Raw genomic sequence first — 15,430 nt, 5'->3', positions numbered from 1 at the left:
GCTCCGGTCAAACGCCCTGCCAGCCGGTCAAGGAGTGAAATTCATCAAAGGCCGCAAGCCTGTCAAATTCCGGATCGGGAACCTGGAAACCGCTCAAGGCCGTCTCGCAACGCCGCCTGGCTTCACCCGAAAGCTCGGGCACCACCTTCGCGACTGCAATCATTTCATCCATATCACCATTGCAGTGCAAAACGATGTCGCACCCTGCCTCAATGATCTTGCCGGACCGATCCTCAAAACTGCCTCCGAGCGCCTTCATGGAAATATCGTCGCTCATCAGACAGCCGTCGAAGCCGATTTCACCCCTGATGATTTCCTGAATGACTTTCGCGCTTTGCGTCCCAGCTGTATTCGGATCGATCCCCTCGTACACAATATGGGCTGTCATCCCCAATGACACGTGAGAAAGGGCCTTGAAGGGCCGGAAATCCACGCTTTCCAAAGAAGAAATGGCCGCATTGACACGCGGCAGCTCAAAATGACTGTCGACACGTGCGCGTCCGTGGCCCGGAATATGTTTGATCACGGGCAACACGCCACCTGCCAAAGCACCTTCCGCCATCGCCTTGCCGAGTATTGCAACGACTTCCGGATCCTGTGAAATCGCCCTGTCTCCGATAGCATCGACAGTTTCAGGGAACCTGACATCCAGACAAGGCAGGCAATCGACCGTTATGCCAACCTGGTTGAGATCATCTGCAATCAGCCGCCCGGCAAGCCAGGCAACTCTTTGTCCTGCTGCAGCGTCCCGGTCGTACAGATCACCGTATGCCTTCGGTGCAGGATACTTTGGCCAATGAGGTGGCTTCAACCGTTGCACCCGGCCACCTTCCTGATCCACCAGAACGGGTGCATCGCTCCGACCTACAGCTTCCCGAAAAGCCGACGTGAGTATCCTGACCTGTTCCGGCGTTTCGATGTTGCGCGCGAACAGGATCAGTCCCCAAGGGTCTTCCTGTTGGAAAAAGTCGATTTCGGAACTTGTCAGGGTCGGTCCGGCACACCCGGATACAAAGGCTTTGGTCATTGATCCGGCTTAGCCGCAGCGCCGGGAGCCGTCAAGAAATGCAAGTGCTGCCTCTTGCACCCTTGTCACTATCTTGCAATCTAGACGACCTTCGTCCCAGATCTGATTGGAGCCCCCATGCGCGCGCGTCTCGACATTCCTGCCGGCACCCTGCACCGTTTTTCCCATAGATCTGAAATCCTTGGACGAAACCGGCTGGGAGATACGGCAACGCGCGAGATCCACGTCTATACCCCGCATGGTCATGACGGCAGCGGCTTGCCGCTTCTGGTGGATATCGTCGGATTTACCGCCGGCGGCCCGGCTCACACAAACTGGAAGAATTTCGGAGAGAACGTACCGGAGCGGCTCGACCGGCTCATCCATGACGGTGCCATGCCACCTGTTGCAGTCGCCTTTCCCGACTGTTTCACGCGTCTTGGCGGGAACCAGTACATAGACAGCGACGCAATGGGCCCCTGGGCAACCTGGCTGACAACCGAAATGCTGGAAGATGTTGAAAATCGCTTCAAGTGCGGCGGCACCGGCAAGCGCGGTATCTTCGGAAAATCCTCAGGCGGCTACGGCGCGATCATTCACGCGATGAAACACTCAGACGTCTGGTCTGCCGCCGCCTGCCATTCCGGTGACATGGCGTTTGATCTTTGTTACCTGCCCGAAATGCCAAGCGCATTGAGGGCAATTGCAAAAGCGGGCTCAATCGAAGCTTTCGTCCGGGATTTTGAAAAGGGTCCGAAATATCCGGGCAACTCACTTCATGACCTGATGACCTTTGCCATGGCTGCGACCTACGATCCGGATCCCGATCCGGAGGTCTTTTGCGGCATCCGGCTGCCTGTCGATCCGGAAACATGCGAACTCATTGAAGAACGCTGGAATGCCTGGCTGAAGTGGGACCCTGTGCATATCGTAGGTCATCACATCGATGCGCTGAAATCCTTGAAGGGGCTATGGATCGAATGCGGCGACGTCGATCAATACAACCTGGTCTATGGTGCGCGCCGCCTGCACAGGAAACTGAGCGAAGCCAGCGTTGACCACGTCTATCAGGAATTCAGCGATAATCATTCCTCAGTGGACTACCGGCTGGATGAGAGCCTGCCGTTTCTGGCAGAAAAGCTCAGTCATTGACCTTCGGCGCCAGGCATCTCAGGAAGCCTGGCGGAACTTTCTGAAAGGGTTCGGCAGGGTCAGAATAGCACCTCCTGCCACAATCAGAACGGCCCCAAAGACAGCAACGCGAGTGGGAATTTCTCCCCAGACTGCAAAACCGAAAACAGCCGACATCACCACTGTGCCGTAATACACGGGGGCAAGTGTTGCCGCCCCTGCTCTTCTGTAGGCGGAAATATTCATGGACTGGCCGACAATTGCCAGTGGACCCATCCAGGCAAAAATCAGCAGATCGCTCCAGGAAACTCCCTCTTTGACGATCAGCCAAAGGACCGGCCCACTCAACAGCACCGCGGCAAAGACATTGACATATGCCAGGATGGTGATGGTGTCCTCGCGCTGGGCAATATAGCGCATGATCAGGGCTTCACAGGCCATGAACACGGCGCCCATGAGCGCTGACATGACGCCAGCCAGTGCAAGCTCGTCATAACCCGCAGCACTTTCCGCAGACCGGACCACGAGATACGCCCCTGCAGCGCACAACACACCTGCGACCCAATGGCGACCGGTGATCACCTCCTTGAGGACAAGACCAGCCAACACGATGGCGATGATACCTTTTGTGAGGCCGATCGCGGTTGCGTCCGCCAAGGGCAGAACACTTGCGGCGTAGATGGAGCAGGCAAGTCCGCCAACACCACAAAACGCTCGCATGAGGTGCAGTTTCCAGAGCGGGCTGACACGTGTGAACACCGGAACACGCTTGACGGCCGCAACACTCACGATCGTTGCAGCTCCCCCAATGAAACGAAGCCAAACCAGCACAGCAACCGGCAACAAACCTCCAGACAGTTTGCCTGCGGCAAATATCGGTGTGAAAGCAGCCATACCGGCAAGTGCAAGCAACAGGGCGAGCAACGTGTTATCCGGGCGGTGATAGACGGAGTTCTGTGACATTCAACGGTTCCAGGTAATTTCAAGAGAGTCTTATCACTGCTCCGGCAGCCAAATCAGTCGTGAAAACCCCATAACGGGTATGCGTATACGCATCACGTTGCTCCTCGCCTTGTATATTGGTATAACCCGCCCATGAACTGGGATGATCTGAAACTGGTTGATGCGGCTGCCCGCATGCGCTCTCTCTCCGGGGCGGCAAAGGCACTGGACATCAGCCAACCGCAACTGAGCCGCCGCCTGAAGAGCTTTGAAGACCGGATAGGCGCAAGACTGTTCGACCGCACGCCGACAGGACTGAAACCGACGGATGCCGGGCTGCGGCTGATCCCACTGGCAGATGACATGCGCAAGAAGGCGGAGGCGGCCGCACGGATCCTGCCCGATCTGTCCGGATCGGCACTGAAGGTTGTTCGTGTCGCCGTGGACGAAGTCCGTGCGCGGGTTCTGACTGACCGGTTTGAACTGCTGACGGGCCTGCTCGACGGTGTTGAGCTTGAACTGATATCAAGCCACCAGCATGTCAATCACCAGTCACGCAGTATTGAGCTGCAGATCCGCAATTGCCTTCCGGAAACCGACACGTTGATTGCACGGAAAATCGGTGAATTGGCCTACGCGGTTTACGGTTCGGCCGATTACGTCGCAGAACACCCTGCCGCCAGAACACCGGACCGTTACAAACTTTGTACGTGGCTTGGCTTTGCTCCAGACGACCTCTGGTATCCCTCGCAGATGCGCTGGCTGGAAACCCGGCTGGCTCAGATGCCGAAACTGCGTTCCAATACCATGACGACTCTCATGAACATGACCGCATCGGGAGCCGGATTGTGTCTCTTGCCGGTTTTCATGGGCGACAGTAATCGTGAGCTCGTCAGACTGACTGAGCCGCTTGCGGAACTCACGAACGTCGAACACATCATCGTTCACCGGGACTTGCGCCGCGAACCCGCCGTGCGTCAGGCCATGGATGCCATCGCCGAGGTCTTCCGTCACATGGGACCGCAGTTGCGCGGCGCCTCTTTGAACGAGCCCGTCGCAGCAGCAGAATAAAACGGCCGGGATTTCCCGACCGTCTCACTTACGCTTTTAAATTTTGTAGTCCGTCGTCATGGCTGTCTGCGAACGAAGCAGTCGCCACCGGCTGCCTGGAGGCTTTCGCACAAGCTTATTGCTTCATCGCGCGACCCGGTCGGGATCCGCGCCCTGTAGAACACACCCCTGTCTTCAACAGTCGCTGCAACGATCACTGCGTTCCGGTTACCCAATACAGCCGGGAACCGCCGTTGCAGTCCAGAGTATGCGTCGCTTGCAGCAGCTTCAGAACGTTGCGACGTTACCTGAACGATATAGGTTCCAGACGGGATGCTGCCGCCGGAGGTGCTGGCAACTGGCGCCGGAGCTGCGGGCGCAGTTGTTGCCGGGGCGGCAGGCTGTTGCGTCAGGTTAAGAGGACTATCGTTCTGCTGCGCCTGCACCGGCGTCGTGACGGCGGCTGGGGCACTGGCAACCTGAACAGGAGCATCCGGCTTCTTGCGAGGCACAACAGACGGCACCGGTGCAGCAGGTTCACTTGCAGTCGGTTCCGGCGCTACGTCAGCACCGGTTACGATTGCCGGTGTATCGGGCTGAGCCGGTTCCGGTGCAGTGGCTGACGGAACTGCAGGCGCGACATCCGCACCGGTCACGACGGGCGACGTGGAAACCACCCGCGAACCGTTTTCGCCGGAAGCCGCATCAGGCTGCGCCGGTGCCGCCGGTTCAGGCTTCGCCGGTGTCGCTACAGCAGGTTCTTCACCTTCAGGAATGATGGTTCCGTCCGGTCGCACGACCACAGTCCTTACCCGTTTCGGAGTTCCGGGAACGAGATCGGCGTCGCCATTGGTGCCTGCAGGTGCCGGCGGCAACTCTGCGGGTTGCGGAGATTCTGTCGGGATAAGCCTGTCTGGTCCGGCTACACCAGTGCCGTCGACCCGATCATAAATAAGCTTGCCGGCCTGATCGTTTGCCGAAGCCTGGCTCTGCTCCGGATATACCTTGAGCGGCTCCTGCAGACCGCTGATGACCGGTGGCGGACCACTGGGTACAGGAACGGCGTCGCTATCGAACAGAAAGAAGCTTGCGCCGCCCAGGACAGCAACGCCAAGCACTCCAGCTGCAACGAACAAGCCTTTCCGGGATTTTTCGCCCGCATGCGGTATCGCGTTGCGTTCGGCTGCCGAGTGGGGCGGCAGGACACCAGCACCGGTAAGGCTTGGATCGCTTTCCTGCATTGCCCGTGCAACCGCATCAAGATCATAGCCTTCCGGCGGTGGCGGCGTTTCGTCGTCTTCCGATTGAGGAACCGCTGCAGCTGCAGCAGGCCAAGCCATATCGTCCAGGTCCGGCTCTGTTGATGGAGTGTCCTGCGACGATGGGTCGATCGAGCCACCAACAGGCTTCCGAGACGTTGGAGCCGGGAAGTCAAGATCGGCAAAAAGGGCGTCAATGCCGGCAGGATCTCCTGCCTGTTCCGGCGCGGCTTCCACCTTTTGCGCCGCCGGTTCGGACTGAACCGGGTTCAGCGCAGCAAAGAAGTCATTCTCGTCAATCTGCGGACGTTGCCCGGTTACCGGCTGCTGGTAGCTGGAGGTTTCGAATACCTCCTCATCTCCAGCAACTGCCTCAACCGGTTCATCGTGTTGCACGCCACCAATCCGGTAGTCGTCCGAGGGACGCGGCGCATCAATTGGCTTCGAAATGCTGGACGCTGCGGTCCCAATGGCGGGAGACACGGACGGCGCGCTCGGTACCTGGGTTGCGCGGGTCAAGCTGTCAGAAACGGCAAAATCCGTTTTGTCGCGGGAGTATGAAGATGCCGTTGGCATCACAGGAATTGAGGGAGTTTGAGGAGCAGCCTCTTCCACCTCGTCTGCATATCCCATATCAGGCGCGCTTGCCGGATGTGTCTCGTCAACGGACTGACGCAAGGCGCCGATCAACTCGTCTTCCAATTCTGCCGTAAGATTCTGTTCGAGATCCATGGCAACGGAAGGTGCGAGATAAGACTTGTCGTTTGCGCCCTCTGGCTCAGCCTGCACTGGGGCAGCCTGCGGCGTGCGAAACTGCACGACATGATCCACCGGAGCATGTGACACGCCAACCGGGGGAGCGACTGGTTGTACAGGTTCCGCGGCCTGCTCCGGCTCGCTCGGCCAAAGCGAAGAAACGTGTGAAGAAGGCGTCACAGGGGCTGTTTGAACCGGCTCTTCCAGCTGGAAAGACTGCTCGAAGCTGGACGGCGGTGTCGCCGCATAGAAATCATTCCTGGAGGCGCTGTATGTTCCTTCAGGTTCTTCCGCAAAGTCCGCGCCAGCAGTGGCTTCAGGCGTATTCGACACCGGACGTAGATTTGAAAACGAAGGTTCGATGCGCGACGGCGCCGGGGTGGATTGTGCAGGCGCATCGCCTGCCACATCGTCCAGCCCCGCAAAATAATCTGTACTACCAACGCGGCCGCTGCTCACATTTGCCCCCGATTGCTTGTTCTTGTGGACAATCCGGGCCAATTCAACCAGCGGATCCTCCGCGGCCGGCCGTTCGCCGCCCGCCTCGTTTTGCGAGGCGCGCAAATCTGATCGCTTTGTTTCGTAGTCTTGTGACATGAGCTTTACGAAAACCGGTCCACTTCAAGTCGCTGGCGAGCCATTTAGTCGTTCCCAGCGGCCATTAAAACTAGCGCATTTCTTCAGGAGCATTCACGCCGAGAATCGTTAGACCTGAAGCGAGCACCAAAGATACTGCACGAACCAAAGCAAGACGCGCTAGGGTTAATTTCAAGTTACCGGCCTGAATAAAACGTAAATGAGGCAATTCGTAGCCTTTATTCCAGTGGCCATGCAAAGAACTAGCGAGTTCATGTAGATAAAACGCAATTCTGTGCGGCTCATGTGTTTCTGCAGCTGCTTCGACCACTTTCGGCCATTCCGCCATCTTGGCGATAAGCTCCTGCTCGCCGATATCATCCAGCAAGGTGAAATCGGCCCCGGCAAGATCATCAACCGCATAGCCGGCTTCCTTGAGTTCATCGGCCGCCTGCCGCAACACCGAACAGCAACGCGCATGGCCGTATTGAACATAGAAGACCGGATTGTCTTTCGATTGTTCCGTAACCTTTTTGAAGTCAAAGTCCAGCGGTGCATCATTCTTGCGGAACAGCATCATGAAGCGAACCGGGTCCGGCCCGACTTCATCCACGACATCGCGCAGTGTGATGAAATCACCGGAGCGTTTGGACATCTTGACCGGTTCGCCGTCACGCATCAGCTTCACAAGCTGGCAGAACCGGACGATAACTTCCGTCTTGCCGTCGGAAATCGCCTTCCCGACTGCCTGAAGGCGTTTGGCGTAACCGCCGTGATCGGCACCAAGCACGTAGATCGTTTCGGAAAAACCCCGTTCGAACTTGTCCTGGAAATAGGCGACGTCGGCAGCGAAATACGTGTAGGAGCCATCGGATTTCTTGAGAGCCCGGTCGGTATCGTCACCAAAGTCGCTTGCGCGAAACAGTGTTTGCTCGCGGTCTTCCCAGTCATCAGGAACCTGACCCTTGGGTGGCGGAAGCGTGCCTTCGTAAATCAGACCCTTGTTCCGGAGAGTTTCGAGCATGTGATCGATCTTCGAACCGTTGCCTGAGCCGCGATCATGCAAGGTTCTTTCGGAATAGAACACCTCGTGTTCCACGCCGAGCGCTGCCAGGTCCTGCCGGATCAACTCGAGCATGGCGGCAATCGCGCGTTCCTTTACCAGCGGCAGCCAGTCGCTTTCTTCCTTGCTTACCAGCGACGGACCGAACTCCGCTTTCAGTTTTTCACCGACAGGCTTCAGGTAGTCTCCCGGATAAAGGCCAGCCGGAATGTCGCCGATGTCCTCGCCAAGTGCCTCGCGGTAACGCAGAAAGGCGCTACGAGCCAGCGTATCGATCTGCGAGCCAGCATCGTTGATGTAATATTCCTTGACCACGTCATTGCCGGCAAATGCCAGAATGTTCGCCAGAGCATCACCCACGACCGCGCCACGGATATGACCGACGTGCATCGGACCTGTCGGGTTCGCGGAAACGTATTCGACATTGACCTTCGGAGCAGGAGAACGTTCCTGGGCTCCGAAGCGGATACCCTGATCCAATACGCTGGCCAGAACCTTGTGCCAGACCCCCTGGGCGACACGCAGGTTGATGAAACCAGGGCCGGCGATCGTCGTCTCGGTAATTTCAGGGTCGGAGTTGAGCTTGGCAACAAGCTGCTCGGCAAGATCGCGCGGCTTCATGCCGAGTGGTTTTGCAAGCACCATTGCAGCATTGGTGGCAAGATCGCCATGTGCCGGATCACGCGGCGCTTCCACGACGACTCGCGAAAGATCCGGCGCCTCTCCATTTGCATCTTTTAAATCAAGGCTTTGGAGAGCGTCTTTGACGCGTAGCGTGAAGTCCGCGAAGATATTCATAGAACACCGGTCTGGTTTTGGTTTTCAAACACAAAGCCCCCGCGCGCTGCGAAGGAAAAGCCTTCGGCGCCACGGGGCTGTAAAGTCGCCTCTGCGCCTACCCCAAATCAGGAGTGTCGTCAAACAGTCTGCGGTGCTCTTCGATGGCGTATCGGTCGGTCATTCCGGCGATATAGTCGCAAACCAGTCGCGCGACTTCCGCTTCACCCAGATTGCCAAGACCACTATTCCATGGTTTCGGCATGAGGTCCGGCTCCGCAAGGAACCTTGTGAACAGGTCCCGCACAACCCGGGCAACCAGCTTTCGAACTGCAAGAACATCTTCATGCCGGTAGACCCGGGCGAACAGGAACCGTTTCACTTCCTTTTCCGCAGCCGTCATGTCCGCAGAGAAACCCACGAGACAACGCCCCGCCATGCGAATCTCCTGGACGCTTTTCGGAGCAACGTCATTCAGATTGCGCACCGCTTCGCGAATGACATCCTCGACCATGCGCGTGATCGATCGCCTGACGATCTCGTGGATACGTCGGCTCTCTTCGAGACCCGGATATTTGCCATCGACCTCGGCAAGGATGTCGGCCAGGAACGGCACATCGCGCATGTCTTCGATCGCGAACAGCCCTGCCCTCAATCCGTCATCGAGATCATGCGCGTCATAGGCAATATCATCGGCGATGGCAGCGGCCTGTGCCTCTGCACCAGGCCAGGTGTGCAACAGGAGGTCCTGTTTCCTGGCATAGTCGCGGATCGCAAACGGCAACTGGCTGTCCTTGAACTTTCCAAGCGGCGCACCGCTGGCATCAATCAGGGGGCCGTTGTGCTTGACCAACCCTTCCAGAGTTTCCCAGGCGAGGTTCAGACCGTCGAATTCGGCATAGCGCTGCTCCAGATGGGTCACGACCCTCAGTGATTGCGCGTTGTGATCGAACCCGCCGAAGGGTGCCATGCACTCATGCATGACGTCTTCGCCTTCATGCCCAAACGGCGTGTGACCGAGATCATGTGACAAGGCCAGGCATTCCGCCAGATCTTCATCAAGCCGCAAAGCGCGCGCCAGCGAGCGCGCGATTTGCGATACCTCGATGGTGTGGGTCAACCGTGTGCGAAAATGGTCACCTTCGTGATAGACGAAAACCTGCGTCTTGTGCTTGAGCCTGCGAAACGCGGAAGAATGAATAATCCTGTCCCGATCCCGCTGGAAGGGTGTCCGCGTCGGGCTGTCAGGCTCGGGGAAAAGCCTTCCCCGGCTTTCCAGAGGGTTTTCCGCGTAGATTGCGCGGGATTGTCCCCCAAATCCGATATCCGCTTTCATCAGTTTCCAGCCATCCTTCACAGAAGCGGTCCGCGTTTGCTGTTGCTCGGGCCGCGGGCAACACATTGACGCGGGCGGTCGCAAAACATACTTATCTGAACAAATCAGGTTTAACGTTCCCGCACATTGCCGGAACTAAGCGAGTCGGTGAAAGATGACCGAAACACTTGAAATTGGCGTAACAGTCAGCGACCGCGCTGCCAAGCGCATTGCATCGATTTTGTCCAAGGAACCGGGCGGCAGCATGCTGCGTGTCAGCGTGGAAGGTGGCGGCTGTTCCGGACTGCAGTACAAATATGACGTGGTCGACAGCCGCGAAGACGACGACCTGGTGATCGAAAAGCCGGGGGCAACGGTTCTGATCGATTCCATTTCCCTTCAATATATGAGCGGATCGGAAATCGATTTCGTCGATGATCTGATTGGCCAGTCTTTTCAGATCAACAACCCGAATGCGGTCGCCGGTTGTGGCTGCGGAACCAGTTTCACGATCTGACACTGTTGCGATACCGCATTGACGCCGGTTGCCCCGGCAGTTTCGAACAATTGAGGCAACCGCGCTCATGAAAATTGCGACCTGGAACATAAACGGCGTCAAGGCACGTATCGACACTGTCCTTGAGTGGCTCAAGGAAGCGTCTCCGGATGTCGCCTGCCTTCAGGAAATCAAGTCCGTCGACGAGAACTTTCCCCGTCAACCGTTTGAAGACCTCGGTTACGTGGTCGAAACGCACGGCCAAAAGGGTTTCAACGGCGTGGCGCTTCTGTCCAAGACGCCGCTGACTGATATTCAGCGCGGCTTGCCGGGAAACGATGCGGACGAACAGGCCCGTTATATTGAAGGCAGTCTGTCGACGGAAAGCGGCCAGGTTCGAATCGGCTGCCTCTATCTTCCCAACGGCAATCCGCTGGGAACAGAAAAGTTTCCGTACAAGCTCGAGTGGATGGACCGCTTGATTGCGCATGCTCAAATGCGTCTTTCAGAGGAAACGCCATTCCTGCTGCTGGGAGACTACAATGTGATCCCCGATCCCGTGGATGCCAAGAACCCGCAGAACTGGCTGGAAGACGCTCTCTTTCAGCCTGAGAGCCGGCAACGCTTCCGTGCCCTCACCCACCTCGGCTTGACCGAAGCAGTCCGGTCCTGCAGCGAAGCGCCGGAAACCTTCACGTTCTGGGACTATCAGGCAGGTGCCTGGCAAAAGAACAATGGCATTCGGATCGATCATATTCTGATGTCGCCGCAGGCGACAGACCGGTTCTCAGGCTGCGGTATAGACAAGCACGTGCGCGGTTGGGAAAAGCCGTCGGATCATGTACCCGTCTGGGTAAAGCTGGCCGCTTGAGACTGAAACTGCCTCCAAAAATCCGACTCCATCGCTGATGCAGACGTGAAGCGCGGTGCGTGCCCGGAAACCGGGCTTGCAGTCGGCTGACGTCATGGTAAGCTTTTTCCATCATGGGATGACGCTCAGCCGACCAACATCCGCGACGGCGACATGCGGAACAGACACACCGGTAACGACTTCGATTGCCGGGCGTTCGGTTTTTACGGTCACCGCCTTGTTGTTTTCCGGACTGATTTTGGGTCTGGTTCTTGGGACAGGCAGCACAGCTCGGGCGCAGGACGTCTCGTGTACCTGCCGATACAAGGGCGTGAAATACGGCGTAGGTGAATCTATCTGCCTGAAGAGCCCATCCGGGCTGCGAATGGCGACATGTGAAATGGTGCTGAACAACACGTCCTGGCAGATCAGCAACGCGCCTTGCCCACTGACCCAAATTCAAAGCCCTGCGATCGATAAATTCACGACCAGTCGTCCGACGACACCAACTCATCCGTCAGGTTGAAGACCCACTCGCAAGATAAAGCTGATTTTCTGCAGCCTTGGCACGCTCCTGCTTCGAACCCGAGCAGAGCTGGCACGGCTTGTGCGAAAGCCATCGAAGACGCACGATCACACCCACATAGTGCTCAGATCGGGCTCTCGAGCTTGAGGTTATTGTGCGGGCAACTGCTGTGCTGTGAGCACGTCCGGGCGATTTTGCTTCAACCATCCGTCAGCCATTGATCTGGCCATCTGCCTGACAGGCTCGGGCGAAACCGCGAAATACTGCTCGTGCATGGAATGGATCCAGCTGGCATCCGTTCCCTTGGCCTGTTCCCGGGCAACGGTCATCCACATCAGGCCGCGAGCTTTTTTCTTGTCCGACGTACCGAGTGCATAGAGCGTTTCACCAAGGCGTGCCTGGGCGCCCACATGACCCTTGAGCGCGGCAAGATTGTACCAACGAACAGCCATGCGGCTGTTGTTTTCCTGGTACATGCGGCCAAGTTCATACTGGGCATCGGCATCGCCGAAATAGGACGCGGCATGCGTGAAGATCTGACGGGCACGTGATTCATTCTTGGGCACAGCGCCGTCGATGCCGTTCAGATAGTAGGAACCGAGCGCAACGAAGGCGCTTGAGACGAAGGGAGCATCCGGTGCATCGGGACGATCTTCACCGTGCTCACGAACGATCTGGCTGTAATATTCGAAGGCTTTGAGGTCGTCTTCCTTGACGCCGTCGCCGGAGGCATACATTTCACCCAGCTTCCAGGCGGCCATGGGCTGACCGTTTTCGGCGGCATACTGCAGCGAACCAAGCGCAGCGGCCTTGTCGCCGGAATAATATTGGCGGGCACCGGCCCGCAGTGCTTCAGACGGGGACAGATCGTTCGGACCGATCGCCCGTGCAGGCGCCGGCTGACCGTCAAAGGCGGCCACAGGCCCTGTCAGGCCGATCAGGATCAACGCACCGAGCACGGTTCCGGCTCTTCCCATGCGTTGAAGCTTTGTGCTGTTCTTAGGCATCCCAGTCACACTATTATCCGTCGGCAACGAAACAGATCCCCGACGGACTTTCTTGTTTTTTGTCCGCGCCAAGCGCATTTTCTGTCTCTTCGGCCCCAAAGCATATGCCAGCAGGACCCACTGTTTCGGAGTGGCCTAAATTGGCCGATCATTTCGTCTTAAGTTGGGCCATACGACGCCGAAATAAGACCATTTCCTGACACTTTTGTCCGGACTGTGAACCACTTCAGGTGTTGAACCCGATCTGGTCGTCCCAGACATTAGCGTAACGGGTGACGGGCAAACATGGCCGAACAGGGGCAACGGTGGCAAACCGGGGCCCTGCAAATGACTCTGTCAGTAACTGTTGCGGAATTGGCACATATTGTGACCGCCCCTCTCCCATTCAAGACCCTTATTTCAACACAGGCGGGTTGATGATGTGTTTCCAGGTCGGATTTTTGGGCCCCTGGCTGTTGAAAACGGGGGCTTTTGGCCAATTACCTTTGCCGTTCTATCTTTGTCCTTCAAACTGAGACATGATTCGGTGTAGGTAACAGCGCTGAGTTTGTAGAAACTGTGACCCAAGACCCATCAGGCGATACGGAATGAGCGCAAAAGACGATCTGTTTGCAGGCAACGCGGCGGTCTCTGCCCCAATGACACAAGATGAGCCCGCCCCAGCTCCGCAAAAGCCGCGTCCCGTTGCGCCTGTCGCGGTCAGCGACGATTATTCAGCGGCCGACATCGAGGTTCTCGAAGGGCTCGAGCCGGTTCGGCGCCGGCCAGGCATGTATATCGGCGGCACTGACGAAAAGGCGTTGCATCACCTCTTTGCCGAAGTGATCGACAACTCCATGGATGAAGCGGTTGCCGGCCATGCGACGTGGATCGACGTTTCGCTTTCCGGTGATGGCTATCTGACGATCACAGACAACGGCCGCGGCATTCCTGTCGACCCTCACCCGAAGTTCAAGGACAAGTCCGCACTCGAAGTGATCATGACGACGCTGCATGCGGGCGGCAAGTTCGACAGCAAGGTCTATGAGACCTCTGGCGGTCTGCACGGTGTCGGCATTTCCGTGGTCAATGCGCTGTCAGAGGAACTGATTGTAGAGGTCGCACGCAGCCGCAAGCTCTATCGCCAGATTTTCCGCCGCGGTCACGCCCAGGGACCTCTCGAGCTGGTTGGCGACACCCAGAACAGACGCGGGACCCAGGTCAGCTTCAAACCAGACGATCAAATCTTCGGCAAAGGCGCCAAATTTGTCCCGGCGCGCCTTTTGAAGATGGCACGGTCCAAGGCCTATCTCTTTGGCGGTGTCGAGATCCGCTGGCACTGCGCACCTGAATTACTGTCTGAAAAGGACGAGACACCGGCCGAGGCCGTGTTTCACTTCCCCGGCGGTCTTCGCGACTTTCTCAACGAGAGACTGACCAAGGAACGCCGTGTCGTCGACGACGTGTTCTTCGGCCGCACCGACAACGCCGGCAAACACGGATCCGTGGAATGGGCAGTGAGCTGGTTTGCCGGCGATGGCTTTGTCAGTTCCTACTGCAACACCGTGCCGACACCGGAAGGCGGAACTCACGAAGCGGGTTTTCGATATGCCCTGCTGCGCGGCCTCAAGGCATATGGCGAACTGACAAACAACAAGAAGGCATCCATCATCACCGGCGATGATGTGATGACATCAGCCGGCGGAATGCTGTCCGTCTTCATCCGTGAGCCCGAATTCGTCGGCCAGACCAAAGACAAACTGGCGACCAACGAAGCCACGCGCATTGCGGAGACGGCTGTCCGAGATGCATTTGACCATTGGCTGACGGCCTCCCCCAACCAGGCAAACAAGCTTCTGGAGTGGGTGATCGATCGCGCGGATGAGCGCTTGCGCCGTCGCCAGGAAAAAGACGTCGCCCGCAAGACAGCCGTGCGCAAGCTGCGCCTTCCGGGCAAACTTGCCGACTGCTCGGCAAACCAGTCCGATGGCACCGAACTCTTCATCGTGGAGGGTGACTCGGCAGGTGGCTCGGCCAAACAGGCGCGCAACCGTTCCAACCAGGCCGTCTTGCCGTTGCGCGGCAAGATCCTGAACGTCGCAAACGCCGGCCGCGACAAACTCGTTGCCAACCAGCAGCTCGCCGATCTCATCCAGGCCCTTGGCTGCGGCACGCGCTCCCAATACCGGGAAAGTGACCTGCGGTACGAGAAGATCGTCATCATGACGGATGCAGACGTCGACGGCGCCCACATTGCATCACTTTTGATTACTTTCTTTTACCGCGAAATGCCGGAGCTAATCCGTGGCGGCCATCTCTTCCTGGCCGTGCCACCACTCTATCGTCTCAGCCAGGGGGGGAAGACCCTCTATGCACGCGACGATGCCCATAAAGACGAATTGATGGACACCGTCTTCAAGGGTAAATCCAAGGTGGAAATCGGCCGTTTCAAGGGTTTGGGTGAAATGTTGCCGGCTCAGTTGAAGGAAACGACGATGGATCCGTCCAAGCGGACCATGCTGAAGGTCGTTGTAGAAGAAGAAGCTGTAACAGACACCAACGACACCGTTGAACGGCTGATGGGCAACAAGCCGGAAGCGCGCTTCCGGTTCATTCAGGACAACGCTGAATTCGCTGAGGATCTTGATATTTAGCCGCAACAGCAGGTATTTTGATCTATATCTTTTTTTGAAGAGG

11 protein-coding genes are annotated in these 15,430 nt (G+C 57.4%); 5 read left to right on the top strand and 6 right to left on the bottom strand.

All coding sequences use genetic code 11. The features are described 5' to 3' along the window. Nucleotides 1-7: 7 nt before the first annotated feature. Nucleotides 8-1,027, bottom strand: a complete 1,020-nt coding sequence (nagZ, locus tag ACYQ6M_RS13455) for a beta-N-acetylhexosaminidase (protein WP_152506586.1) — start codon at nucleotides 1,025-1,027, stop codon at nucleotides 8-10. A 117-nt stretch (nucleotides 1,028-1,144) separates the two neighbouring features. On the opposite strand from nagZ, the gene ACYQ6M_RS13450 reads away from it, so the two are divergent. After that, nucleotides 1,145-2,158: an alpha/beta hydrolase gene (locus ACYQ6M_RS13450; protein WP_152506587.1), complete on the top strand. Its 1,014-nt coding sequence runs from the start codon at nucleotides 1,145-1,147 to the stop codon at nucleotides 2,156-2,158. An 18-nt stretch (nucleotides 2,159-2,176) separates the two neighbouring features. Here ACYQ6M_RS13450 and ACYQ6M_RS13445 read toward each other — a convergent pair whose 3' ends face one another. Further along, nucleotides 2,177-3,100, bottom strand: a complete 924-nt coding sequence (locus ACYQ6M_RS13445; protein WP_152506588.1) for a DMT family transporter — start codon at nucleotides 3,098-3,100, stop codon at nucleotides 2,177-2,179. A gap of 132 nt (nucleotides 3,101-3,232) precedes the next feature. Here ACYQ6M_RS13445 and ACYQ6M_RS13440 point away from each other — a divergent pair, with 132 nt between their 5' ends. Further along, nucleotides 3,233-4,150 carry a LysR family transcriptional regulator gene (locus ACYQ6M_RS13440; RefSeq protein WP_460074291.1) on the top strand — a complete coding sequence of 306 codons (918 nt, stop codon included), beginning with the start codon at nucleotides 3,233-3,235 and terminating at the stop codon, nucleotides 4,148-4,150. A gap of 56 nt (nucleotides 4,151-4,206) precedes the next feature. On the opposite strand, the gene ACYQ6M_RS13435 is transcribed toward ACYQ6M_RS13440, so the two are convergent. The 3 genes from ACYQ6M_RS13435 to ACYQ6M_RS13425 form a co-directional block, all read right to left on the bottom strand. Continuing rightward, a complete protein-coding gene (locus ACYQ6M_RS13435) occupies nucleotides 4,207-6,603 on the bottom strand; it encodes an SPOR domain-containing protein (RefSeq protein WP_460074290.1) in 2,397 nt (798 codons plus the stop codon). Nucleotides 6,604-6,811: 208 nt separating this feature from the next. Continuing rightward, nucleotides 6,812-8,581 (bottom strand): arginine--tRNA ligase, encoded by a 1,770-nt coding sequence (gene argS, locus ACYQ6M_RS13430; RefSeq protein WP_460074289.1) that lies wholly within the window; start codon nucleotides 8,579-8,581, stop codon nucleotides 6,812-6,814. A 97-nt stretch (nucleotides 8,582-8,678) separates the two neighbouring features. Beyond that, nucleotides 8,679-9,896 carry a deoxyguanosinetriphosphate triphosphohydrolase gene (locus ACYQ6M_RS13425; protein WP_228868234.1) on the bottom strand — a complete coding sequence of 406 codons (1,218 nt, stop codon included), beginning with the start codon at nucleotides 9,894-9,896 and terminating at the stop codon, nucleotides 8,679-8,681. Nucleotides 9,897-10,050: 154 nt separating this feature from the next. Here ACYQ6M_RS13425 and erpA point away from each other — a divergent pair, with 154 nt between their 5' ends. Together erpA and xth are read left to right on the top strand one after the other, a co-directional pair. Then, complete coding sequence (gene erpA, locus ACYQ6M_RS13420; RefSeq protein ID WP_022998733.1) at nucleotides 10,051-10,392, top strand: iron-sulfur cluster insertion protein ErpA; 342 nt, start codon at nucleotides 10,051-10,053, stop codon at nucleotides 10,390-10,392. A gap of 67 nt (nucleotides 10,393-10,459) precedes the next feature. Continuing rightward, on the top strand, nucleotides 10,460-11,242 hold the full coding sequence (xth, locus tag ACYQ6M_RS13415; protein ID WP_460074288.1) for an exodeoxyribonuclease III: 783 nt from the start codon (nucleotides 10,460-10,462) through the stop codon (nucleotides 11,240-11,242). A gap of 654 nt (nucleotides 11,243-11,896) precedes the next feature. Here the strand turns inward: xth and ACYQ6M_RS13410 are convergent. Beyond that, the gene (locus ACYQ6M_RS13410; protein WP_173013998.1) at nucleotides 11,897-12,754 is read right to left on the bottom strand and encodes a tetratricopeptide repeat protein; all 858 of its coding nucleotides are present in this window, start codon (nucleotides 12,752-12,754) and stop codon (nucleotides 11,897-11,899) included. A gap of 587 nt (nucleotides 12,755-13,341) precedes the next feature. Here ACYQ6M_RS13410 and parE point away from each other — a divergent pair. Beyond that, entirely contained in the window at nucleotides 13,342-15,387 is a 2,046-nt protein-coding gene (gene parE, locus ACYQ6M_RS13405; protein WP_055654149.1) for a DNA topoisomerase IV subunit B, read from the top strand. Nucleotides 15,388-15,430 lie beyond the last annotated feature (43 nt).

It is taken from the genome of Roseibium sp. ROS1, from assembly GCF_054658215.1.
This window is presented reverse-complemented; position numbering and strand designations above follow the sequence as displayed.

Bases quoted from the DNA above. Each gene is read 5' to 3' on its own strand.
- nagZ (WP_152506586.1), bottom strand. From the start codon at position 1,027: ATGACCAAAGCCTTTGTATCCGGGTGTGCCGGACCGACCCTGACAAGT.
- ACYQ6M_RS13450 (WP_152506587.1), top strand. From the start codon at position 1,145: ATGCGCGCGCGTCTCGACATTCCTGCCGGCACCCTGCACCGTTTTTCC.
- ACYQ6M_RS13445 (WP_152506588.1), bottom strand. From the start codon at position 3,100: ATGTCACAGAACTCCGTCTATCACCGCCCGGATAACACGTTGCTCGCC.
- ACYQ6M_RS13440 (WP_460074291.1), top strand. From the start codon at position 3,233: ATGAACTGGGATGATCTGAAACTGGTTGATGCGGCTGCCCGCATGCGC.
- argS (WP_460074289.1), bottom strand. From the start codon at position 8,581: ATGAATATCTTCGCGGACTTCACGCTACGCGTCAAAGACGCTCTCCAA.
- ACYQ6M_RS13425 (WP_228868234.1), bottom strand. From the start codon at position 9,896: ATGAAAGCGGATATCGGATTTGGGGGACAATCCCGCGCAATCTACGCG.
- erpA (WP_022998733.1), top strand. From the start codon at position 10,051: ATGACCGAAACACTTGAAATTGGCGTAACAGTCAGCGACCGCGCTGCC.
- xth (WP_460074288.1), top strand. From the start codon at position 10,460: ATGAAAATTGCGACCTGGAACATAAACGGCGTCAAGGCACGTATCGAC.
- ACYQ6M_RS13410 (WP_173013998.1), bottom strand. From the start codon at position 12,754: ATGCCTAAGAACAGCACAAAGCTTCAACGCATGGGAAGAGCCGGAACC.
- parE (WP_055654149.1), top strand. From the start codon at position 13,342: ATGAGCGCAAAAGACGATCTGTTTGCAGGCAACGCGGCGGTCTCTGCC.